Source organism: Bradyrhizobium sp. WYCCWR15520 (assembly GCF_056174665.1).
In genome coordinates this window covers 57997-77782 of sequence record NZ_JBWBWM010000010.1, presented here as the reverse complement: position 1 = coordinate 77782, position 19786 = coordinate 57997, and the positions used below count along the sequence as shown (strand labels likewise).

Sequence of the window (19786 nt, the reverse complement as noted above, 5' to 3'; positions counted from 1 at the left end):
TTCGTCGCTTCGCTCCTCGCAATGACGGTGATAGCAGCAATGGCTATTTCTTCATCCGCTCGCGCAGCGCGCGGCGGCGCGTCTTGGCTTCTTCCGACCAGACCTCGTTGATATCGTAGAACTCGGCGAACACCTTGGCGTTCGGCGGCAACGTCAACCAGGGCTGCTTGGTGGACGTGAAGATGTGCACGTCCGGCGGGCATTGCGACGGGTCGTCCAACGTGCCGACGCGCACGAAGCGCATCGCCGGCCCCGCCCCGGGATAGTTGCTCCAGATGGCGACCTTGCAAATTGGACAGCGCGCGATGCGCTGGCCCTTGCCGCTGGCCGAGGGCGTATCGATGATCTCAGGCTCGGCCTTGAGGTGCTCAACCCGGTCAAACTCGTACACCGCGTTGAGCGCATGCACGGTGCCGGTCTCGCGCTGGCACCAGGTGCAATGGCAGGCGTTGACGATCAGCGGCCTGCCGGTCAGGCGATAGCGGATATGTCCGCAGGCGCATCCACCCTCCATGGCTTTGCTCCTAATGCTTCCCCGCCCCCATATATCCGAACAGGAATCCCGCCACCTTCCGCTTCTGGATTTCCTCGCTGCCTTCGGTGATGCGGTAGCGGCGGTGGTGCCGGTAGATGTGCTCGAACGGCTTGTGGCGCGAATAGCCCATGCCGCCATGCACCTGCATCGCGCGGTCGGCGGCTTCGCAGCACAGGCGGTTTGCCCAGTAGTTGCACATCGACACCCGATCGGACAGCGTGTGCTCGACCTGGGCCTGGGTGAGCTGGTCCATCTCCCAGGCGGTCTTGCGGATCAATAGCCGCAGCATTTCCGCCTGTGTCGCAAGCTCTACCAACGGCCACTGGATCGCCTGGTTCTCGGCCAGCGCCTTGCCAAACGGCTTTCGCTCACGCGCGTATTTGACGCTTTCGTTGATGCAGTAGACCGCCGCGCCCAGCGAACTCGCCGCCTGCCGGATGCGGTTCTCGTGCACAAAACATTGCGCGAGCGACAGGCCGCGCCCGATTTCGCCGAACAGCGCATCGTCAGGCACGAACACATCGGTGAAGCTGACGCGCGGATGATCCGTCGGCATGTTGAAGGTCCACATGTATTCCTCGACCTTCACGCCCTCGCTCTTCGCCGGCACCAGAAAACAGGTGATGCCGCGGGCATCGCCGTCATTGCCTGACGTCCGCGCAAACAGCGCGCAATGGGTGGCGACATGCATGCCTGTGGTCCACATCTTCTGGCCGTTGATGATCCAGCCCATGACGTTGTCGCGGGTCGACTGCACCGCCTTGGTTTCCATATGCGTCGCGTCGGAACCATGGTCGGGCTCGGTGAGGCCGAACGTAATGCGATATTTGCCTGTTATCGAGCCTTCAATCATCGCCTTCTGCTCGTCGGTGCCGTAGCGGTCGAGCATGGTGACGAGCGGCAGGTTGCCGACGATCGAATGTTCATTCTGCAGATCGTTGTGCAGGCCGAGACCCTTTGAAGCGAAATGTTCGCGGATCACGGCCATCCAGAGGTTGGAACCGTCCTTGCCGCCGTAGCGCCTCGGGATCGCGAAGCGCAGATGACCGGCGGCGTCGGCGAGATTTTTGGCCTTGCGCAGCAACGCTTCCCATTCATGCCGCGGCAGACCGCCGTTCTCGAAATCGGTACGCGCCCATTCGCGACGATGATCGAAGAAGCGGATGTTGTCGTCGGCCTCTTCCAGCGGCTTGATCTCGCGGACGATGAAGCGGTCGAGTTCGTCGAGATAGGCGGTTAGGTCGGCAGGCAGGTTGAAATCCAAGGCGGTCTCTCCCGGAAATGTCGTTTATTGCTTTTGCGTTTAGGCGCTACGCGGCGCTCCTGCTGGGATCGATTTAGCTGAGAAGACCAGCCTCAAGTCAAGCAACGGAATTGACCTTGGCTTGCGCGGGGGCCTTGCGTAATTGGATGGTTTCAGGCGCGCGCCTCGCGCTATGATCGCGGCCAATATTCTTCTCCGCAGAAAATCGAAACGGGAGCCAACATGGACCTGAAATTCTCAGAGGTGACGCGCAAGGGGCCGATCACGATCATCACGCTGTCGCGGCCGGAAGTGTACAATGCGTTGCATATCGACGCGCATTTTGAGCTCAACAAGGTGTTCGACGATTTCTCGGCCGATCCCGAGCAATGGGTCGCGATCGTTACCGGCGCCGGCGACAAGGCGTTCTGCGCCGGCAACGACCTGAAATGGCAGGCGGCAGGAGGTAAGCGCGGCTGGGACAAGGGCGGCTTCGCCGGCCTCACCTCGCGCTTCGACTGCGACAAGCCGATCATCGCCGCCGTCAACGGCGTCGCGATGGGCGGCGGTTTCGAGATCGCGCTGGCCTGCGATCTGATCATCGCCGCCGAGAATGCGACCTTCGCCCTGCCCGAGCCCCGCGTCGGCCTCGCCGCGCTCGCCGGCGGCGTGCACCGGCTGCCGCGGCAGATCGGGCTGAAGCGCGCCATGGGCATGATCCTGACCGCCCGCCACGTCTCGGCGAAGGAGGGCCTCGAGCTCGGTTTTGTGAACGAGGTGGTTCCCGTCGGTGAAGCGCTTGCGGCGGCCGAGCGCTGGGCGGAGACGATCTGCAAGAATTCGCCGATGTCGATCCGCGCTTCCAAGCAGGCCATCCAGCGCGGGCTTGACGGATCGCTGGAACAGGCGATCGCCGAGCAGCGGGAGTATCCGGCCGTGAAGGCGATGGCGGCCTCGCAGGACTACATCGAGGGGCCGAAGGCGTTTGCCGAAAAGCGACCGCCGAAGTGGCTGGGGCGGTAAGGCTTCTTTGCGCCTAACAGCTTCTCCGTCATGGCCGGGCTTGTCCCGGCCATCCACGTCTTGCTTCTCGTAGACAAAGACGTGGATGCCCGGGACAAGCCCGGGCATGACGACCGGGTGACATCCGAGCTACTTATTTCCCCAACTCCCTTTTGTACGACGCGTAGTTCGGCTGGTCGACGGCGAGCTTGTCCATGGTCGTCTGCCAGAGGTGTTCGGCGAGGCCCGGCGTCTGCAGATCGACTTCGCCTGTTGCGATCTTGTCCGACAACGCGCGATTCAACTCGAACAGCGAGCCATCCGAGCTAAGCAACTGCTTCAGCCGCGCAGCCTCCGCCGCATCGCTCCCCTGCTCCAGCGCCAGTTGCCGCGTCACGAGGTCGAGCGCGTTGATGCCGACGCGGAGCTTGAAGGCGTTGTGGCCCTTGATCCCCGGTGCGATCTCGTTGCGGAGGAAGTCCGCGACCGCCTTGATCAGTTCGGTGGGAGTGGGTTCGTCCTGCATCTTTACCCTCCTCTCGGAGCCAGCAGTCGTAACAAATCGATTTCCGTCTCCGACGAGCGCCGCCCGATCATGGCGCGCTCCATCGAATGGTCGGGGCCCGCACGAAAACGCTGCATCATGCCGCAGCACATGATGCCCCAGCGCAGCGTGCCCATCACTTCCCAGAACATCACTCTGCTAGCATCGACCTTGCGGCCGGCTTCCTCATAACCTGCGAACAGGTCCTCGCGCGTGCCAAAGCCGCCGACCGGCTTGTCGATCTCGCCGAAGCGCCAGGAATTGACGCAGATCCAGCCGAGATCCTCCATCGGGTCGCCGAAATGCGCGAGCTCCCAGTCCAGCACGGCACGAACGCCATCGGGGCCGATGATGAGGTTGCCGTGGCGGAAATCGCCATGCACCAGCGTCACCTCCTGCGACGGTCCGGGATCGCGCTCGCGCAGCCAGCGCAGCGCCAGCTCGAATACCGGCCGCGGCCAGTCGAAGCTGCGGTATTCGCGCTCGAGGTCGGCGATCTCCTTGGTCGCACTCATCTCGCGCAGCTTCGGTAGCCTCTCCGCCGGTAAGCCGTGGATGCCCGCGATCACCGTGCCCAACTGCCGCGCCAATATCGGCCGCGCTTTGGCAAATTGCTCGTCGCGCAGAATCTTGCGCGCGATGGTCTCGCCCTCGATGCGTTGCATGATGAAGCCGCGGCCGAGTTCGTCTTCCGGCCTCAGCACGTGCATCACTCTCGGTGACGGCAGGCCGGCATCATGCGCGAGTTGCATCAGCGTCGCCTCGGCATCGAGCCCGGCGGCGCGACCCGGCGACGCGCCAAATCCCGGCGGCGCGCGGCGCAGGATCGCGCCGATCGTTCCGCCGGCGTGAACGATGTCGAACGTCCAGGTCTCCTGGCTGGCGCCGCCGGAGAGTTTTGCGGCGCCGGTCACGCCGGTCGCTCCCGGATACCAGGAGGCGACGCAGCGGCCGAGTTGGGCCTCGATCATTTGCCTTTGAACTTGGCCGGGCGCTTTTCCAGGAAAGCGGTGACGCCTTCCTTGAAATCCTCCGCCGCGCCGGCGATGCGTTGCGATTCGAACTCGAGGTTGAGCTGTTCCTCGAAGGAGTTTTCCGGGCTGTCCCAATAGAGCTTTCGGATCAGCGACAGTGCGATCGTCGGACCATTGGCGAGCTCATGCGCGAGCTTCATCGCCTCTTCCATCAAAACCGCATCGTCATAGACGCGGTTGACGAGGCCCCATTCCAGCGCCTTCTCTGCCGGCAGCCGTTCGCCCATCAAGGACAGCTCAACCGAACGCGCCTTGCCGATCATCCGCGGCAGCAGCCAGGTCGAGCCGCAATCCGGCACCAGGCCGATGCGGCGGAACGCCTGTAGAAAGTAGGACGAGCGGGCGCACAGGATCATGTCGCCCATCAATGCAAAACTCATCCCGGCGCCGGCGGCGGGACCGTTGACGGCGGTGACGAGCGGGCAATGCAGCCGGCGAATACGGCGCAGGAATGGATGAAAGCCGATTTCCAGCGATTGTCCGGCATTGCTCTTGCCGGGCTTCTGGTTGTTGCGCCCCTGCAGATTGGCGCCGGTGCAGAAGGCGCGCCCCGCGCCGGTCAGCACGACGCAGCGGACTTCCTCCCGCTTCTCCTCGATCGCATCGAGCGCCTCGCCGAGACCGCCCAGCATGTCCATCGAGACCGCGTTCATGACCTCCTGATGGTCGAGCTTGAGAACGGCAACCGGGCCGTCGAAATCGAGCGTGACGTGCTTGAATTGCATTGTTTCCTCTTAACTTGTGTTTACGCGCTATTTCGCTGCGCGGAAGACCTGATGATGTCGTACCCATATTTGATTTTCCTGATGGCGTTGTCCATGCTTGCGCCAGAACATCTGCCCGCCACCGGGCGCAAGTCAGCTACCCAACAAATTGGAAACATCCCATGAGCATCTTTGACCTCACCGGCCGCACGGCCGTCATCACCGGCGGCAATGGCGGTATCGGCCTTGGTATCGCGCAGGCGCTGAACGCGCAGGGCTGCAACGTCTCGATCTGGGGCCGCAACGCGGACAAGAACAAGGTCGCGGCCGCGACCATGTCGGCCGGCCCCGGCAAGGTTCATACAGAGATCTGCGACGTCTCCGATCCCGCCTCCGTCAAGGCCGCGATGAAGGCAACGCTCGACACGTTCGGCCGCGTCGACGGCTGCTTTGCCAATGCCGGTATCGGCGGCGGCGGGCGCCGCGCCTTCATCGACCGCACCGAGGAGGAATGGCGAAAAATGTTCGCGACCAATCTCGACGGCGTCTTCCACGTGTTCCAGGCTGCGGCCCGTCACATGACCGAACGCGCGGAAGGTGGCGACAGATTCGGCCGGCTGGTCGCGACCTCCAGCCTTGCCTCGCTGTTCGGCACCGCCCGCAACGAGCATTACGCCGGCACGAAAGCGGCGCTGAACGCGCTGTGCCGCGCGCTCGCGGTTGAACTCGCGCGCCACGGCGTCACCGCAAATGCGATCCTGCCCGGCTGGATCAAGAGCGACATGACCGCCGGCATCATGGCCAACGACAAGTTCGTCGCCAACGTGATGCCGCGCATTCCCGTGCGCCGCTTCGGCGAACCGACCGATTTCGGCGGCATCGCCGTGTACCTCATGAGCAAGGCTTCGTCGTATCATACGGCGGATTGTTTTGTGATCGATGGCGGGTATGCGGCGTTTTGAGGTACGCGGCGGCATCGCGGCCACATGGTTCGAGACGCGCGGCTTTGCCGCGCTCCTCACCATGAGGGGCCAACATCTCTCCTCATCCTGAGGAGCGCGGAACGCGCGTCTCGAAGGATGCAGCCCGCGCTCTCTCCCCGCCATTGCGAGCGCAGCGACTTGTCCGCCGTAGCTTTAGCGAAGGCGGAAGCAATCTATCGCACGGCATAACGGATGCACGGATTGCTTCGTCGCCTTTTCTCGCAACGACGAGACGAGAGAGTCGGCACTATCCCGGTTTGCGGGAATCTCCATCGCGCCGGGCGGCAATTGTGTCCTGAAAACATCGTAGCCAGCTTCGCTCCATAGTCCGGCCAAGTCCGCCTTTCAGCCGCGCGATGGAGGATCGCTTGATGACGTCAGACAGACGCACATTCCTGGGTACCGGCCTCGGCATCGCCGCCGCCGTTACTTCGCATACCTACGGCCTGACCGACGCCGCGCAGGCCGACGCCGCCGAAATGCCGTCGCGCGACAGCGCTCGCACCGAGGCAAGCGGGGATTTCGGCCGCCTGATCCATCGCGAGCCGCGCGCGGTGGCGCAGCCGGTTTCCAGTGCGGAGGTCGCCAGCCTGTTGCGCCTGGCGAGAAGCGAGGGGCTGAAGGTTGCGGCGCTCGGTCAGGGCCATTCGATCTACGGCCGCTCGCTGAGCGAAGACGGCATCGTGATCGACATGCGCAGGCTCGGTTCGATCCGCGAGCTGCGGCCGGACCGCATCGTGGTCGAGGCCGGCGCCACCTGGAAAAGCGTGCTCGACGCCACGCTCGCGCAAGGCCTGACGCCGCCGGTGCTGACCAACTATCTCGGCCTGTCGGTCGGCGGCACATTGGCGGTCGGCGGGATCGGCGGTGCCTCCTCCCGGCATGGCATGCAAACCGACAACGTTCTCGAACTCGACGTGGTCACCGGAGACGGACAGGAACTGACCTGTTCGGCGACATCGAACCCGAATGCTTTTGACGCCGTTCGGGCGGGGCTCGGCCAGTGCGGCATCATCACGCGCGCGACCCTGCGCCTGCAGCGTGCACCGGAGCGCGTGCGCCGCTTTCAACTGTTCTATCCTGGCCTGACCGAGCTCATGGCCGACCAGCGGCGCGTCTTGGCGGAAGAACGCTTCGACCAGTTGCAGGGAGCAATCCTTCCCGACGGCGCCGGCGGCTGGCGATACCAGCTTGACGCGGCCGTCTACTACAACGAGGACCGTCCTCCGGACGACGCAGCTCTGCTCAAGATTCTATCGGACACGCGCAGCGCCGCCGTGATAACCGACCTAACCTATGGCGAAGACGCCGCCGCATTTGCAAAATTCGAAGCCCTGCTCCGATCGAAGGGCCAGTGGGCCACGCCAAAACCATGGTTGCTGACGTTCCTGCACGGCCGCAACGCGGAACAAATCGCGCGCGACGTCCTTGCCGGATTGACCGATGCGGATGTCGGACCGTTCGGACGGATCACCTGCTATCCGATGCTGACGCGCGCGTGCCGCACGCCGCTAGTTCGGCTGCCCGACGAGAGCATCGTCTTCCCGTTCAACGTCATCCGCATGCCGGCGTCGAACGATGCGGCCGCGGCGCAGCGGATGGTCGCGCAGAATCGCGTGCTTTACGATCGCATCCGCAGCGCCGGCGGCGTGCAGTATCCGGTTGGCGCCTTTCCGATGTCGCACGGCGACTGGAGGGATCATTTCGGATTGAGCTGGCCGCGATTCAGCGAGAGCAAGCAGCGCCTCGATCCTGCCAATTTGCTCACGCCGGGCTACGGTATCTTCTAACGGCTCTTTGGTTTGCGCATGGTCTTATCGAAAAACCGGTGTCCACTTTTTCGGATCATGCGCTAGAGCAATTCGGTCTTGAGACCGTTCGCCAGGAAATCGGCGAAGCGCCGCATCCGCTCCAGCGGTGCTTTCGTCGGCGGCCAGACAAGCTGGATCGGCATGCCTTCGGTCTCGAATTCAGCCAGCACGATCAAAAGCGTGCCTTGCTCGACGAGTTCTCTGATTTGCCAGAGCGGCAGTTGCGCGAGGCCGATGCCTTCGCCGGCCACCGCGCGGATCGCCGCAGCGCTGTTGGAGTGAAAGCGGCCGGAAACCCGGACCGCTTGCAGCTTGCCGCCGACGCGAAACGGCCATTTGTCGGCCCCGCCCGCACGCAGCACGCAGTGATGGCTTCCGAGCTCATCTGGGTGTTTCGGGGTGCCATGCTCCGCGAGGTAGGCCGGCGTACCACACGTCACGACCCGCAGCGCCTGTAGCCGGCGCGCGGCCAGCTGTTCATCGACGGACTCACCGATCCGCACCGCCATGTCGAGGCCATCAGCAACAAGATCGACCTGATCGTCAGCTGCCTTCAGCTCGATCTCGACGTTCGGATAGAGCTTTAGAAAGCGGCCAATGATCGGCGCGACATAGGACGAGGCGAACAGCACCGGCGCGCCGATCTTCAGCGGACCCGAGACCTCGCCGCGGATGTTGGCAGCTTCGTTCCGCGCCGCGATGATTTCGGCAACGGCCGGCTTGATGCGCTCGTAGAACATTCGCCCGGCTTCCGTCGGCTCCGATCGTCGCGTCGTGCGCTTGATGAGCTCGACGCCGACGGCGCGTTCCAGGGCGATCAGCGAGCGGTTGAGGGATTGCAGCGGACGTCTAAGGTGGCGCGCCGCGGCGGCCTGACTGCCCTTCTCGACCACGGCCACGAATGTTTCGAGGTCGTCCAACCGTTCCATGCCGGGATCCCTCTTTTGCGATGCTGTATCACAATGGGGACAAGCACGATCGCTCCATCCGGGTTTCATCAGCATGAAGTCGCGACGCACGGTGAGCGAAGTAAATCGGCATCGGATGATTGCCGGCGCAGCAAAACCCGCCGCTGGTGACAGCGGCGGGTCTCTGCTCTATCGGCTTAGCCCCATGGACCGCGCGAAGCGGAGGTGCGGCCCCACGGGCCGCGGCGCGGGTAGTTGCCGCGGTCGTTGACGGAAAGCGTTCCGCCCTGCGCGCCCATCTGCGCCGCGAGCTGCTGCAGCGCGGCGATGCGGTTCTCGGTCGAGGGGTGCGTCGTGAACAGATTGTCCATGCCCTGCCCCGACAGCGGGTTGATGATGAACATGTGCGCGGTTGCCGGATTGCGCTCGGCTTCCGGGTTCGGCACGACATGTGCGGCACCCGCGATCTTGCTCAAGGCCGACGCCAGCCACATCGGCTGACCGCAGATGCGCGCGCCGAGATCGTCGGCGGCGTATTCGCGGGTCCGGCTGATCGCCATCTGCACCAGCATGGCGCCGAGCGGCGCCAGGATCATCATGGCGATCGAGCCGATGATGCCGGGGCCGTGATTGTTGTCGCGGTTGCCGCCGAAGAACATGCCGAACTGCGCCAGCATCGAGATCGCACCGGCGATGGTCGCGGTAATGGTCATCAAGAGCGTGTCGTGGTTCTTGATGTGCGCGAGCTCGTGCGCGATCACGCCGGCGAGCTCCTCGCGGCTGAGCTGTTGCATCAGGCCCGTGGTGACGGCGACCGCCGCGTTCTGCGGATTGCGGCCGGTGGCGAACGCGTTGGGCTGCGCCTCGTCCATCACGAACACGCGCGGCATCGGCAGGCCGGCGCGGCCGGCAAGCTCGGCCACGAGATGAACGAGGTCGGGCGCGCTATTCCGGTCGACTTCATGGGCGCCGTACATCGACAGCACCATGCGGTCGGAATTCCAGTAGGCAAATATGTTGGTCGCGGCCGCGATCACGAGCGCGATCATCGCACCGGTGGCGCCGCCGATCAGATAGCCGACGCCCATGAAGAGGCCGGTGAGACCGGCCAATAGAATGGCAGTCTTCAGATAGCTCATTGTCGTCTCCTTAGCCCGCCCACGGCGGAAGCCGTGACTGGCATCCCAGAGGTAGGAATTCCCCTGGCGGCGCTGCAAGATACCGGGGTGCGTCGAGGCGCCGCGCTGGCTGGCGGGCCCATGGCGGCTTACCAAAGCGTAATCCGCCGTATCGGTTCCGCTCCCCTGTTCACGGGTAAGGGACCGGATCGTTCTGCGGAAAGGTCAAATCAAAGTTGAATCTCCGGTGGCCGAACGAAACCTCCGAATTCGCGCTCCAGCAGCCCCGCGAAGGCGAGCGGGGTCCGGTCTTCGAACAAGGGGCCGATGATCTGCACGCCGATCGGAAGGCCTGCCCTGGAGCGGCCCACGGGCATCACGGTCGCCGGCAGTCCCGGCGGCGTCGCGAGCGTGCCCCAGACGATCAGCGACAGATAGGGGTGCGCCTCGCCATCGATATCGATCGTGCGCTCCTCCTGATCCGGCTTCTGATCGTGCGGGAATGCAACGACGGAAAGCGGCGGGCAAACAACCACGTCGAATTCGCCGAACAGAGCAGCCCATTGCTGACGCAGGCGGGCGCGCGTGATTTCTGCCGCCATCCATTGGTGATGGCTAAGCAGCGGCGCGCGTGTTCGCCACGCTTTCAGCCCATCATCATCCGGTTTAAGCCCGGCGACGTCCTCCTGAATCTTCTTGAAGAATTCCGGAGGGCGGCCGAACGCGACAACGTTCCGCACCATACGGGTATGCAGGCGCGCCGACTCGGCCAGATCAGGCAGCCGCGAGCTCGACCGCGCAACTTTCGCGCCCGCGGTCGTAAGCCTGTTCGCGAGCTGATCGAGTGCAGCCCTGATCTCACCAGCCACCGGCACCAAGGGATGACTGTCGATCACCAGGACACGAAAGTTCTTCAGTGCGTCATGGCGCGCCCGTGGAAGGGCGAGACGGTACGCACCGGCTTCGAAATTGTCCGGTCCGGCGATCAGGTCCAGGGCTGTCGAAAGATCGGCGGCGGTTCGAGCCATGGGTCCAACGACACCGAGGCCGCTCGTCAGGTCCGTTGCCAGGGCCGGCGAACGCGGCGGGGCATGGCCGCGCTGCGGGGCCAGATTGGAAGTCGGCTTGTGGCCGAAGACGCCGCACAGATGGGCCGGCGCGCGGATGGAGCCGCTGATATCGGAGCCCAGCTCCAGCGGCACATAGCCGGCGGCCAGCGCTGCCGCCGAGCCGCCAGACGATCCGCCGGCCGTGCGCTTGATGTCCCAGGGATTGTTCGTCGTGCCGTAGATAGGATTGAAGCTCTGCCAGTCGCCGAGCGCGATCGCAAGATTGGTCTTGCCGAGGATCACGGCCCCCGCCGCCTTCACCCGCGCGACGGCGACGGCATCTTCCGGCGCCTGCCAGTCACGGCCCGAGGGGAGTCCCCAAGTCGTCGGCAATCCCCCGACATTGAAAGACTCCTTCACGGTCATGGGAATGCCGAGCAACGGCCGACGCTCGCCGCGCGCCAGTGCCGCATCTGCCTCGCGCGCTGCTATGCGGGCGCGTTGGAAGTCGCGCACCACCACGGCGTTGATACGGGAATCCAGCGCTTCGATGCGGACGACACTCTGCTCTAGCAGCTCGACAGCGGAAATCTTGCGCGCATCGAGCAAAGCCCGCAGCTCGCTCACGCTGGCGTAAGCCAGGCTCTGTCCCGGTGCGGGCGAGGCCGCTGCCTTTTGGGCGAACGCTGGCCTCGGCGAAGGGCCGGCCATGGCCGCGAGTGCGGTAGCGCCTGCCCTCAGCAAGAAGCGTCGGTTCATGATCATGGTAGGTCCTCCCCCGTTCGACGGCGCCGATGCCATTTCCGTTAGCGCCAGATTGGACTAGCATCCGAAACGCGCATGGCAGTTGGCCTGCCGCCGTTCCGCTATGGTTGGGAGAGTTTGGACGCGTGGACGCCGCAACGCCCGAAAGAGTGCCGAATGAACGCCGAAATTGGGACGAAAACCAAGCCGGCTCTCGTGGACGGTGACGCGCCGGCCGCGGTCCCCCACGGCGTGCTGCGCTTTGCGGGCTTCGAGGTCGATCGCGACCGAGGCGAGCTGCGCGTCGGCGGCCCGGCGGTTTCCCTTCGTCCCAAAACCTTTGCATTGCTTGCCTATCTGGCCGGACATCCGGGCCGGTTGCTGACCAAGGACGAACTGATCGAGGCGGTATGGCCCGACGTGACCGTGACCGACGACTCGTTGGTGCAATGCGTCAGCGAACTTAGGGCCGCCCTTCGGGACAATGGTCAGGGCCTGATCAAGACCGTTCCGCGACGCGGCTACCTGTTTGATGCAGCACCGGTCGATACGGCACACGCCGATGGAACCGCCGAGACCACGGCGAACGCTATACCTGCCGAGGATGCGCCGCCGCGATCGTCCCTCCGCAAGGGATCGTTAATGCCGCTTCTCGCTCTGGTGGCCGCAATCGCACTCGCCGGCGTGCTCTGGTTCGCTCTCTTACATCGCGGGCAAACCGGCGCCGTTATCAGCAAGAACACGATTACCATTCTGCCGCTGGCCGGCGTCGGCGGCCAGAGTGCGATCGACCTCGCCGAGGCCGTCACCGAGGATCTGACCATCGAAGTGTCGCGCTTGCCCGACACGCTGGTGATCGCGCCTCCGGCAGGAAATGCGGATGGCCGAACGGAGGCCGCCTATGCCCTGAGCGGCAGCCTGCAGCGACAGGGCGAAGCGGTCTCGATCGCGGTGAAATTGCAGGCGACGACCGGCGGCGCGCTGTTGTGGTCGGAGCGGTTCGACTATGGCGAGCAGGCCGGGTGGAATTGGCGACGTGACGTCACGGCGCGCATCGCCAACGAACTGAAAGTGCGGATCGACGACGCCAGGACGTTCGACAAGCCTTACGCCGGCCGCACCTTCGCTGCCATCGACCCGACGCTGGAAGGCTGGCGTCTCCTGAAACGGGTGCATGTGCGTGAAATGCCTCAGCAGGCACGTGCACTGTTCGAGCAGGCGCTGCAGATCGATCCTGATTCCGCCACTGCACTCTCGGGGCTGGCGCTCAGCCACATCACCGAAGTGCTGAACCGTTCCAGCCGAAATCCGCATAACCAGACGGCGCTGGCCGCGCAGGCGATTGAACGGTCGCTGGCGCTGCAGCCCAACGATCCCCGCGCCAATTATGTGCGAAGCCTTGTGCTGTCGACGCAGGGAAGACTCGATGAAGCGGAACAAGCGGTGCAGCGCGCCCTGTCGCTTTATCCGAACCACCCGCGGGCGCTGCAACGGCTAGGATTCCTTAGGCTCCAGCAGGGACGCCCTGAGGAGGTCGCCGAATTGGTTACGCTGTCGCTTCGCCTCGACCCGGCCAATGCCGAACAGGTGAGCGTTGGCCATTTCACACTTGGCATGGCGGAATTCCATCTGCGCCGCGACGATGCTGCCTACGGGCATATGCGGCAGGCGACCATCAGCAGCCCACAAAACGGTTTTGCATGGCAATGGCTCGCCGCGATCGACGCGCTGCATGGCCGCACCGAGCAGGCCAGGATGAATCTGGCGGAGTATCAAAAACGCAATCCGGGCCACACCATCGGCGGCCTGAAGGCTTCGGAGCTGTCGCGCCATGCGGCATTCTGGCAGGAACGCAATCGCTTCTATGAAGGATTAAAGCTCGCCGGATTACCCGAGTAGCTGCCCCGCGGTTGCTTGTACAACCCCCGCACCACCGTCTACATTGCGGGCAACGAGCAGCGTGCAGGGCTGCGCCGCGACATCAAGCGGGTAAGCACGCGGTTCGTTTCGAACGACAATTTGGGAGGAATTGAAGAAATGTTTTCGCATGTCATGATCGGCACCAACGACCTCGAAAAGGCCAAGGCGTTCTACGACGCGTTGCTCGGCACGCTCGGCGTGCGGCCGGCCAAGGTCGATGGCCACCGGATCTTTTACTTCACCAAGACCGGCGTGTTCTCGGTGACCAAGCCGATCAACGGTCAGGCCGCCACGCCTGCCAATGGCGGCACCATCGGCTTTGCGGCAGATTCACCCGAACAGGCCGACGCATGGCATGCGGCCGGTATCGCCAATGGCGGCACCACCTGCGAAAATCCGCCGGGTGTTCGCGAAGGCGCAGGCGGCAAACTCTACCTCGCCTATCTGCGCGATCTCGACGGCAACAAGATCTGCGCCATGCACCGGATGCCGGCGTAGCTTCCCTTCTCCGTCATGGCCGGGACATCTGCGCGAAGACGCGCTTCGCGCTTTTGTCCCGAGCATGACGAGCCAGTTACTTTGACCACGCATTGCAGCGCAATCGAAGGAGCCCGGACCATGAATCGATTTGTCAACTCGTTGGCTGCAGCCGTCACCCTATTCGCAGCTACCTCGCTGCCGGCCCATGCAGAACTCGATGTCGCCCAACTGAAGAAGGCGATCCAGGCCTCGATCGAAAGCGATTATCCAAAGCTCGACACCCTCTACAAGGATATCCACGCCCACCCGGAGCTTGCCTTTCAGGAAGTGAAGACCGCCGCCAGGCTCGCCGCGGAAATGCGCGCGCTTGGCTTCGATGTCACCGAGAACGTCGGAAAGACCGGGCTGGTCGCGATTTACAAGAATGGCGATGGCCCCACCATCATGGTGCGCACCGAACTCGATGCGCTGCCCATGGAGGAAAAGACCGGACTCGATTATGCGAGCCGCGACAAGGCCAACTGGAACGGGCGGGAAGTGTTCGTCGCCCATAGCTGCGGTCACGACATCCACATGGCGAGCTGGGTCGGAACGGCAAAGACGCTGCTTGGCCTGAAAGACCAGTGGCGCGGCACGCTGATGTTCATCGCCCAGCCGGCGGAAGAAATCGTGGCCGGCGCCCGGGCCATGCTTGCGCATGGCCTGTTCACGCGCTTTCCCAAGCCCGACGTCGCCTTTGCCCTGCATGCGGGCCCATTCTCTCATGGCACGGTCTTCTATCGTACCGGGGTCGGCACGTCTGCCGCCGACAGCCTCGAGGTGACATTCCACGGCCGTGGCGGTCATGGCTCGGCGCCGCACACGACCGTCGATCCCGTTACGATTGCGGCGCGGTTCATCGTCGACGTACAAAGCGTGATCAGCCGGGAAAAGGATCCAACTGAATTCGGCGTCGTGACCATCGGCGCCATTCACGGCGGCACCGCTGGGAATATCATTCCCGACTCCGTGCAGCTCTCCGGCACCATTCGCTCCTTCAAGCCAGAGGTTCGTGCCAAACTGCATGCTGGGATCGAACGAACGGCAAAGGCCGCCGCCGCCATGTCAGGCGCACCCGCGCCCGATATCAAGATCGCCGAGGGCACCAAGCCGGTCATGAACGATCCCGATGTGGTCGCCACCGCTGCTGAAGCGTTGAAGACGGTATTTGGCGACAAGTTCAGGGTTTCGCCGCCGGGGACCGCCAGCGAGGATTTCTCCGAATACGCCGGCGCCGGCGTGCCATCGATGATGTTCAACATCGGCGTCTATGACCAGGAACGCATCGACGCAGCACGCAACGGCGGGCCACCGATACCGTCCAATCATTCGCCGCTGTTCGCACCGGTGCCGAGGCCGACCATCGAAACCGGCATCACCGCGATGACGCTTGCGGTGCTCAGCGCGTTCGACCAGAAGGCGCGGCGGAAGTAAGAAGCGGCCGCGGCGCCGCTTCCCATGAGACGGAAAATCACGTCCGTCCGCTCGCGCTTGTACAAGCCCCTTCCCGCCGTCTACATTGCCGGCCAACGAGCCGAGCGCGCGTCCGCGGGATCCACGATCCCTGCGCCAATGGGAGGAAATAATCCATGAAACACGCCTACATCCCGCGAACGACGACCTACAATCTCAATCCGGGCGAGGAACTGAACGATTTGCGCATGTCGGACGAGGTCCGGCCGCTGTACGAGCACGTCAAAAAATTCATCCGCGAAACCGTCGATCCGATGTCGGTCGAGTTCATGCGGCTTGGCGAGGCCAAGAAGGATCGCTGGAGCTTTACGCCGGAGCAGCTCGCGGTGCTGCAGAAGGCCAAGGACAAGGCCAAGGAAGAAGGGCTCTGGAACTTCTTCCTGCCCGATGCCGAGACCGGCGAAGGCCTGAAGAATCTCGACTACGCCTATATCGCGGTGGAGCTGGCGAAGAATCCTCTGGCCTCGGAGACCATGAACTGCTCGGCGCCGGACACCGGCAACATGGAAGTGTTGGAGCGCGTCGGCACCAAGGCGCAGAAGGAGAAATGGCTGAAGCCGCTGCTGGCCGGCGAGATCCGCTCGGCCTATGCGATGACCGAGCCGAACGTCGCCTCCTCCGATGCCAAGAACATCTCGACCACGGCAAAGCTCGTCGGCGACGAATGGGTGATCAACGGCGAAAAGTATTACATCTCCGGCGCCGGCGATCCGCGCTGCAAGATCATGATCGTGATGGTGAAGACCAATCCCGACGCACCGCCGAGCAAGCAGCAATCGCAGATCCTGGTGCCGATCGACACGCCCGGCGTGGAAATTCTCGGGCCGATGCACGTGTTCGGCCACGATCACGCGCCGCGCGGCCACATGCACTTGCGCTTCAACAATTGCCGGGTGCCGAAGGAGAACATTCTGCTCGGCGAAGGCCGCGGCTTCGAAATCTCGCAGGTCCGTCTAGGGCCGGGCCGCATCCATCACTGCATGCGTACCATTGGCAAGGCGGAAAAGGCGCTCGACCTGATGGTGTCGCGCGGCCTCACCCGTGAAGCCTTCGGCAAGAAGATCGCCCATCTCGGCGGCAATCTGCAGATCATCGCACAGGCGCGCTGCGAGATCGAGGCGATGCGGCTGATGGTGCTGAAGGCCGCGAAAGCCATGGACGTGCTCGGCAACAAGGAGGCCCGGATCTGGGTCAGCATGGTGAAGGCCATGGTGCCGGAGCGCACCTGCAAGATCATCGATCAGGCGATCCAGATGCACGGCGCCACCGGCATTTCGCAATGGAGCCCGCTCGGCGAAATGTACCAGGACGTCCGCCACCTCCGCTTCGCCGACGGCCCGGATGAAGTGCACTGGATGGTGGTCGGCCGGCACGAGCTGAGCATGCCGTAGGGTTGTGCTGGGCGTCCCATCGGCAATCCCCGTGGGGCGGCCCCCACACCCCGGCCCTCCCCCTCAAGCGGGAGAGGGAGTTCGAGCGCGCCGCGTTGCCGCCAGCGTGGTCGCCATTGGCCACCCTCGCTTGTTCTTTGTGGATTCAGATCGCGCTGCAAACGGCGCAGCGCCCCCTCTCCCGCTTGCGGGGGAGGGTTGGGGTGGGGGTGCATCCGCATAATCGCTCGCAGTGAGTCGTGGGAAGGCGCTATGCACCCTGCCCCACCACACCTTGCGGCCGCGCAAAATGGTGGGCACGCTGCGCTTTGCCCACCCTACGCGGAGCTCCTTACATGCAATACGATCCCGGCGACCTCAAACCCCGCGAGCGCTACAAGGTGCTCACCTCCTTTGTGCTGCCGCGGCCGATCGCGTGGGTGACTTCGCTCGGTCCGACCGGCGTCGTCAACGCGGCGCCGTTCAGCTTCTTCAACGTGTTCTGCGAGGATCCGCCGCTCTGCATGTTCGCCGCGAATCTGCGACCCGACGGGCGCGTCAAGGACACCGTGATCAACATCCGGCGGACTAACGAGTTCGTGGTCAACATGACCGACGAGCCCCTGGCGCAAGCGATGCATGAATCCAGCGGCGATTTTCCGCCCGATATCGGCGAGCCGGACTATCTGAACCTCAAACTCGCGCCCTCAACCAAGATCGCCGCGCCGCGGCTCGCCGATGCGCCGTTTGCGATGGAGTGCAAGACCTGGAAGGAGATCGACGTCAACGGCGACCGGCTGCTGGTGATGGGCGAAGGCATCCACTTTCACATCCGCGACGAATTGTGGGACCACGCCGCGATGCGCGTGCACATGGAGCGCTATCATCCGATCGGTCGCATGTTCGCGGACCGCTACTGCCGTACGGATGACCGTGTGGTGTTTCCGCCGGCTGAGGGGACGAAGACGGCGGTGTAGACGTAGGATGGGTGGAGCGCAGCGATACCCATCAATACCGTTCGTGATGCTGATGGGTATCGCTTCGCTCCACCCATCCTACGGACTATGACGGCGGCCGGTGCGCGCGGAGGAAAGACCGGATCTGGCGCACCGCGAGCGGCACGCGCTCCTTCGGCTCCTTCCACGGAAACAAACTCACTTCGGCATTCGGCGCCAGCATCGCGCTTTCCATCGCGACCGCATAGGGATGCGCCGGGATATCGTCGGGCAGGATCAGCACCGGCGTCTGACATTGGCGGACGAAGTCGCGCGTCACCGTGAAGACGAAATCGGGGTTGGTGCGATACATCCGCGTCAGGAATTTTTCGGCCTGCTCCATCGTGATGTCGGGCCGGCGCTTTGTCAGCTCCGGCGCCCAGCCGGTCATGTTGTTGTTGTAAAACAGATCACGCATTTCGGGACGCGAGCCTGAAGGCATCGCCAGCACGGCGGCAACCACACGGTCCGGCGCACGCTTGATCAGATTCCAGATCAGGGGACCGCCGATGCAGAAACCCAGCACCATGAATTTTTCAAAGCCGAGGTGATCCATCAAGGCCAGTTGATCGTCGGTGTGGGAATCCCAGGGGCGGTCGATTTCAAGCGGACCGGAGGACTGGCCGGGCGGCGCGTTGCGCAGGTCGTAGGCGACGCAACGGTACTCGCCGCCGAATTCCTGGATGGCGTTGAACGGCGGATAATCGCCGGTGATGCCGGATATGTTCGAGTTCAGCCCGCCGCCGGCGATCAGGAGCAGCGGGAAGCCGGAGCCGGCTTCCTCATAATGGATACGAACGGCGCCTTTTTCGAAAAAGCTCATGGCGGTTTTCCCTCTTCCGGAGCTTTACGTCTTGGCGGGCTCGCCGATCTTGTCCTGCGTCTTCGTATCGAAATCGCTGGCCTCGTGCCGCTCGTGCAACTGGCTGGCCGGATCGCCGGAGATGCGATTGACCATGCGCCCGCGCTTCACCGCCGGACGCTTGGCGATCGCGTCGGTCCAGCGCTGCACATTCTTGTACTCGTGCACCGACAAAAATTCGCCGGCGCCATAGACCAGACCTTTTGCCAATGCGCCGTACCACGGCCATGTAGCCATGTCGGCGATCGTGTAGTCCTTGCCTGCGAGAAACTCGTTGTCGGCCAGGCGCCGATCGAGCACATCGAGCTGGCGCTTCACCTCCATCGCGTAGCGGTCGATGGCGTATTCGATCTTGGTCGGCGCATAGGCATAGAAATGGCCAAAACCGCCGCCGAGAAACGGCGCGCTGCCCATCTGCCAGAACAGCCATGACAGGCACTCCGCCCGCGCCTCGCCGCCGGCCGGCAGGAACGCGCCGAACTTTTCGGCCAGATGCATCAGGATCGCGCCTGATTCAAACACCCGGATTGGCGTCGGTCCGCTGCGATCCATCAGCGCAGGGATCTTCGAGTTCGGATTGACCGAGACAAAGCCGCTGCCGAACTGGTTGCCGTCGATCTTGATCAGCCAGGCGTCGTATTCGGCGCCGCTGTGACCGGCGGCGAGCAGTTCCTCGAACATCACGGTGACCTTGACGCCGTTCGGCGTCGCCAGCGAATAGAGCTGGAACGGATGGCGGCCGACAGGCAACTCCGCCTCATGCGTGGGGCCCGCGATCGGACGATTGATGGCGGCGAAGCGGCCGCCGCTTTCCTTGTTCCAGGTCCAGACTTTTGGCGGGGTGTATTCGGCGGGATCGTTGACGGGGGCGTCGGTCATTTCTTTTTATCTCCGGAGCCGCAGGGTGGGCAGAGGCGCGCCTGCGCCATGCCTACCACGCAAATGTGCGTGTTGAATATGGTGGCCACACTC

Annotated in this window: 18 protein-coding genes; 8 read left to right on the top strand and 10 right to left on the bottom strand. The window is 63.7% G+C overall.

The window, feature by feature from the left end:
* Positions 1-43: 43 nt before the first annotated feature.
* Both AC0QUY_RS13285 and AC0QUY_RS13280 read right to left on the bottom strand, forming a co-directional pair.
* Positions 44-514: a GFA family protein gene (locus AC0QUY_RS13285; protein WP_161852942.1), complete on the bottom strand. Its 471-nt coding sequence runs from the start codon at positions 512-514 to the stop codon at positions 44-46.
* Positions 515-524: 10 nt separating this feature from the next.
* Entirely contained in the window at positions 525-1799 is a 1275-nt protein-coding gene (locus AC0QUY_RS13280) for an acyl-CoA dehydrogenase family protein (protein ID WP_475387160.1), read from the bottom strand.
* A 222-nt stretch (positions 1800-2021) separates the two neighbouring features.
* Here AC0QUY_RS13280 and AC0QUY_RS13275 point away from each other — a divergent pair, with 222 nt between their 5' ends.
* A complete protein-coding gene (locus AC0QUY_RS13275; protein ID WP_161852940.1) occupies positions 2022-2801 on the top strand; it encodes an enoyl-CoA hydratase-related protein in 780 nt (259 codons plus the stop codon).
* A gap of 133 nt (positions 2802-2934) precedes the next feature.
* On the opposite strand, the gene AC0QUY_RS13270 is transcribed toward AC0QUY_RS13275, so the two are convergent.
* The 3 genes from AC0QUY_RS13270 to AC0QUY_RS13260 are packed head-to-tail and all read right to left on the bottom strand — an operon-like array spanning position 2935 to position 5083.
* A complete protein-coding gene (locus AC0QUY_RS13270) occupies positions 2935-3306 on the bottom strand; it encodes a DUF6285 domain-containing protein (protein WP_475387159.1) in 372 nt (123 codons plus the stop codon).
* Positions 3307-3308: 2 nt separating this feature from the next.
* Positions 3309-4295 (bottom strand): phosphotransferase family protein, encoded by a 987-nt coding sequence (locus AC0QUY_RS13265; protein ID WP_475387158.1) that lies wholly within the window; start codon positions 4293-4295, stop codon positions 3309-3311.
* Positions 4292-5083, bottom strand: a complete 792-nt coding sequence (locus AC0QUY_RS13260) for an enoyl-CoA hydratase/isomerase (RefSeq protein WP_475387157.1) — start codon at positions 5081-5083, stop codon at positions 4292-4294. Before AC0QUY_RS13260 ends, AC0QUY_RS13265 begins: the two co-directional genes overlap by 4 nt.
* A 161-nt stretch (positions 5084-5244) precedes the next feature.
* Between AC0QUY_RS13260 and AC0QUY_RS13255 the strand changes: the two genes are divergently transcribed.
* Positions 5245-6024, top strand: a complete 780-nt coding sequence (locus AC0QUY_RS13255) for an SDR family NAD(P)-dependent oxidoreductase (protein ID WP_475387156.1) — start codon at positions 5245-5247, stop codon at positions 6022-6024.
* 392 nt (positions 6025-6416) lie between these two features.
* A complete protein-coding gene (locus AC0QUY_RS13250) occupies positions 6417-7835 on the top strand; it encodes an FAD-binding protein (RefSeq protein WP_475387155.1) in 1419 nt (472 codons plus the stop codon).
* Positions 7836-7897: 62 nt separating this feature from the next.
* On the opposite strand, the gene AC0QUY_RS13245 is transcribed toward AC0QUY_RS13250, so the two are convergent.
* The 3 genes from AC0QUY_RS13245 to AC0QUY_RS13235 form a co-directional block, all read right to left on the bottom strand.
* Positions 7898-8785: a LysR family transcriptional regulator gene (locus tag AC0QUY_RS13245; protein WP_475387154.1), complete on the bottom strand. Its 888-nt coding sequence runs from the start codon at positions 8783-8785 to the stop codon at positions 7898-7900.
* Positions 8786-8961: 176 nt separating this feature from the next.
* Positions 8962-9903: a zinc metalloprotease HtpX gene (gene htpX / locus AC0QUY_RS13240; RefSeq protein WP_161852933.1), complete on the bottom strand. Its 942-nt coding sequence runs from the start codon at positions 9901-9903 to the stop codon at positions 8962-8964.
* Positions 9904-10112: 209 nt separating this feature from the next.
* Positions 10113-11696: an amidase gene (locus AC0QUY_RS13235; RefSeq protein WP_475387153.1), complete on the bottom strand. Its 1584-nt coding sequence runs from the start codon at positions 11694-11696 to the stop codon at positions 10113-10115.
* Between the two features lie 156 nt (positions 11697-11852).
* Here AC0QUY_RS13235 and AC0QUY_RS13230 point away from each other — a divergent pair, with 156 nt between their 5' ends.
* The 5 genes from AC0QUY_RS13230 (at position 11853) to AC0QUY_RS13210 (ending at position 17934) form a co-directional block, all read left to right on the top strand.
* Positions 11853-13574 carry a winged helix-turn-helix domain-containing tetratricopeptide repeat protein gene (locus tag AC0QUY_RS13230; protein ID WP_475387152.1) on the top strand — a complete coding sequence of 574 codons (1722 nt, stop codon included), beginning with the start codon at positions 11853-11855 and terminating at the stop codon, positions 13572-13574.
* A 138-nt stretch (positions 13575-13712) separates the two neighbouring features.
* Positions 13713-14093 (top strand): VOC family protein, encoded by a 381-nt coding sequence (locus AC0QUY_RS13225; RefSeq protein ID WP_475387151.1) that lies wholly within the window; start codon positions 13713-13715, stop codon positions 14091-14093.
* A gap of 120 nt (positions 14094-14213) precedes the next feature.
* Positions 14214-15548 carry an amidohydrolase gene (locus AC0QUY_RS13220; RefSeq protein WP_475387150.1) on the top strand — a complete coding sequence of 445 codons (1335 nt, stop codon included), beginning with the start codon at positions 14214-14216 and terminating at the stop codon, positions 15546-15548.
* A 155-nt stretch (positions 15549-15703) separates the two neighbouring features.
* The gene (locus AC0QUY_RS13215; protein WP_475387149.1) at positions 15704-16978 is read left to right on the top strand and encodes an acyl-CoA dehydrogenase family protein; all 1275 of its coding nucleotides are present in this window, start codon (positions 15704-15706) and stop codon (positions 16976-16978) included.
* 335 nt (positions 16979-17313) lie between these two features.
* A complete protein-coding gene (locus AC0QUY_RS13210) occupies positions 17314-17934 on the top strand; it encodes a flavin reductase family protein (RefSeq protein ID WP_475387148.1) in 621 nt (206 codons plus the stop codon).
* An 85-nt stretch (positions 17935-18019) separates the two neighbouring features.
* Here the strand turns inward: AC0QUY_RS13210 and AC0QUY_RS13205 are convergent, their stop codons facing one another.
* Together AC0QUY_RS13205 and yghU are read right to left on the bottom strand one after the other, a co-directional pair.
* Positions 18020-18775: an alpha/beta fold hydrolase gene (locus AC0QUY_RS13205; protein ID WP_475387147.1), complete on the bottom strand. Its 756-nt coding sequence runs from the start codon at positions 18773-18775 to the stop codon at positions 18020-18022.
* 24 nt (positions 18776-18799) lie between these two features.
* A complete protein-coding gene (gene yghU / locus AC0QUY_RS13200; protein WP_475387146.1) occupies positions 18800-19693 on the bottom strand; it encodes a glutathione-dependent disulfide-bond oxidoreductase in 894 nt (297 codons plus the stop codon).
* Positions 19694-19786 lie beyond the last annotated feature (93 nt).

What these genes read in the sequence shown, in the direction of transcription:
- AC0QUY_RS13285 (WP_161852942.1), bottom strand. Translation starts at nt 514, where the DNA reads ATGGAGGGTGGATGCGCCTGCGGACATATCCGCTATCGCCTGACCGGC.
- AC0QUY_RS13275 (WP_161852940.1), top strand. Translation starts at nt 2,022, where the DNA reads ATGGACCTGAAATTCTCAGAGGTGACGCGCAAGGGGCCGATCACGATC.
- AC0QUY_RS13270 (WP_475387159.1), bottom strand. Translation starts at nt 3,306, where the DNA reads ATGCAGGACGAACCCACTCCCACCGAACTGATCAAGGCGGTCGCGGAC.
- AC0QUY_RS13265 (WP_475387158.1), bottom strand. Translation starts at nt 4,295, where the DNA reads ATGATCGAGGCCCAACTCGGCCGCTGCGTCGCCTCCTGGTATCCGGGA.
- AC0QUY_RS13260 (WP_475387157.1), bottom strand. Translation starts at nt 5,083, where the DNA reads ATGCAATTCAAGCACGTCACGCTCGATTTCGACGGCCCGGTTGCCGTT.
- AC0QUY_RS13255 (WP_475387156.1), top strand. Translation starts at nt 5,245, where the DNA reads ATGAGCATCTTTGACCTCACCGGCCGCACGGCCGTCATCACCGGCGGC.
- AC0QUY_RS13250 (WP_475387155.1), top strand. Translation starts at nt 6,417, where the DNA reads ATGACGTCAGACAGACGCACATTCCTGGGTACCGGCCTCGGCATCGCC.
- AC0QUY_RS13245 (WP_475387154.1), bottom strand. Translation starts at nt 8,785, where the DNA reads ATGGAACGGTTGGACGACCTCGAAACATTCGTGGCCGTGGTCGAGAAG.
- htpX (WP_161852933.1), bottom strand. Translation starts at nt 9,903, where the DNA reads ATGAGCTATCTGAAGACTGCCATTCTATTGGCCGGTCTCACCGGCCTC.
- AC0QUY_RS13235 (WP_475387153.1), bottom strand. Translation starts at nt 11,696, where the DNA reads ATGATCATGAACCGACGCTTCTTGCTGAGGGCAGGCGCTACCGCACTC.
- AC0QUY_RS13230 (WP_475387152.1), top strand. Translation starts at nt 11,853, where the DNA reads ATGAACGCCGAAATTGGGACGAAAACCAAGCCGGCTCTCGTGGACGGT.
- AC0QUY_RS13225 (WP_475387151.1), top strand. Translation starts at nt 13,713, where the DNA reads ATGTTTTCGCATGTCATGATCGGCACCAACGACCTCGAAAAGGCCAAG.
- AC0QUY_RS13220 (WP_475387150.1), top strand. Translation starts at nt 14,214, where the DNA reads ATGAATCGATTTGTCAACTCGTTGGCTGCAGCCGTCACCCTATTCGCA.
- AC0QUY_RS13215 (WP_475387149.1), top strand. Translation starts at nt 15,704, where the DNA reads ATGAAACACGCCTACATCCCGCGAACGACGACCTACAATCTCAATCCG.
- AC0QUY_RS13210 (WP_475387148.1), top strand. Translation starts at nt 17,314, where the DNA reads ATGCAATACGATCCCGGCGACCTCAAACCCCGCGAGCGCTACAAGGTG.
- AC0QUY_RS13205 (WP_475387147.1), bottom strand. Translation starts at nt 18,775, where the DNA reads ATGAGCTTTTTCGAAAAAGGCGCCGTTCGTATCCATTATGAGGAAGCC.
- yghU (WP_475387146.1), bottom strand. Translation starts at nt 19,693, where the DNA reads ATGACCGACGCCCCCGTCAACGATCCCGCCGAATACACCCCGCCAAAA.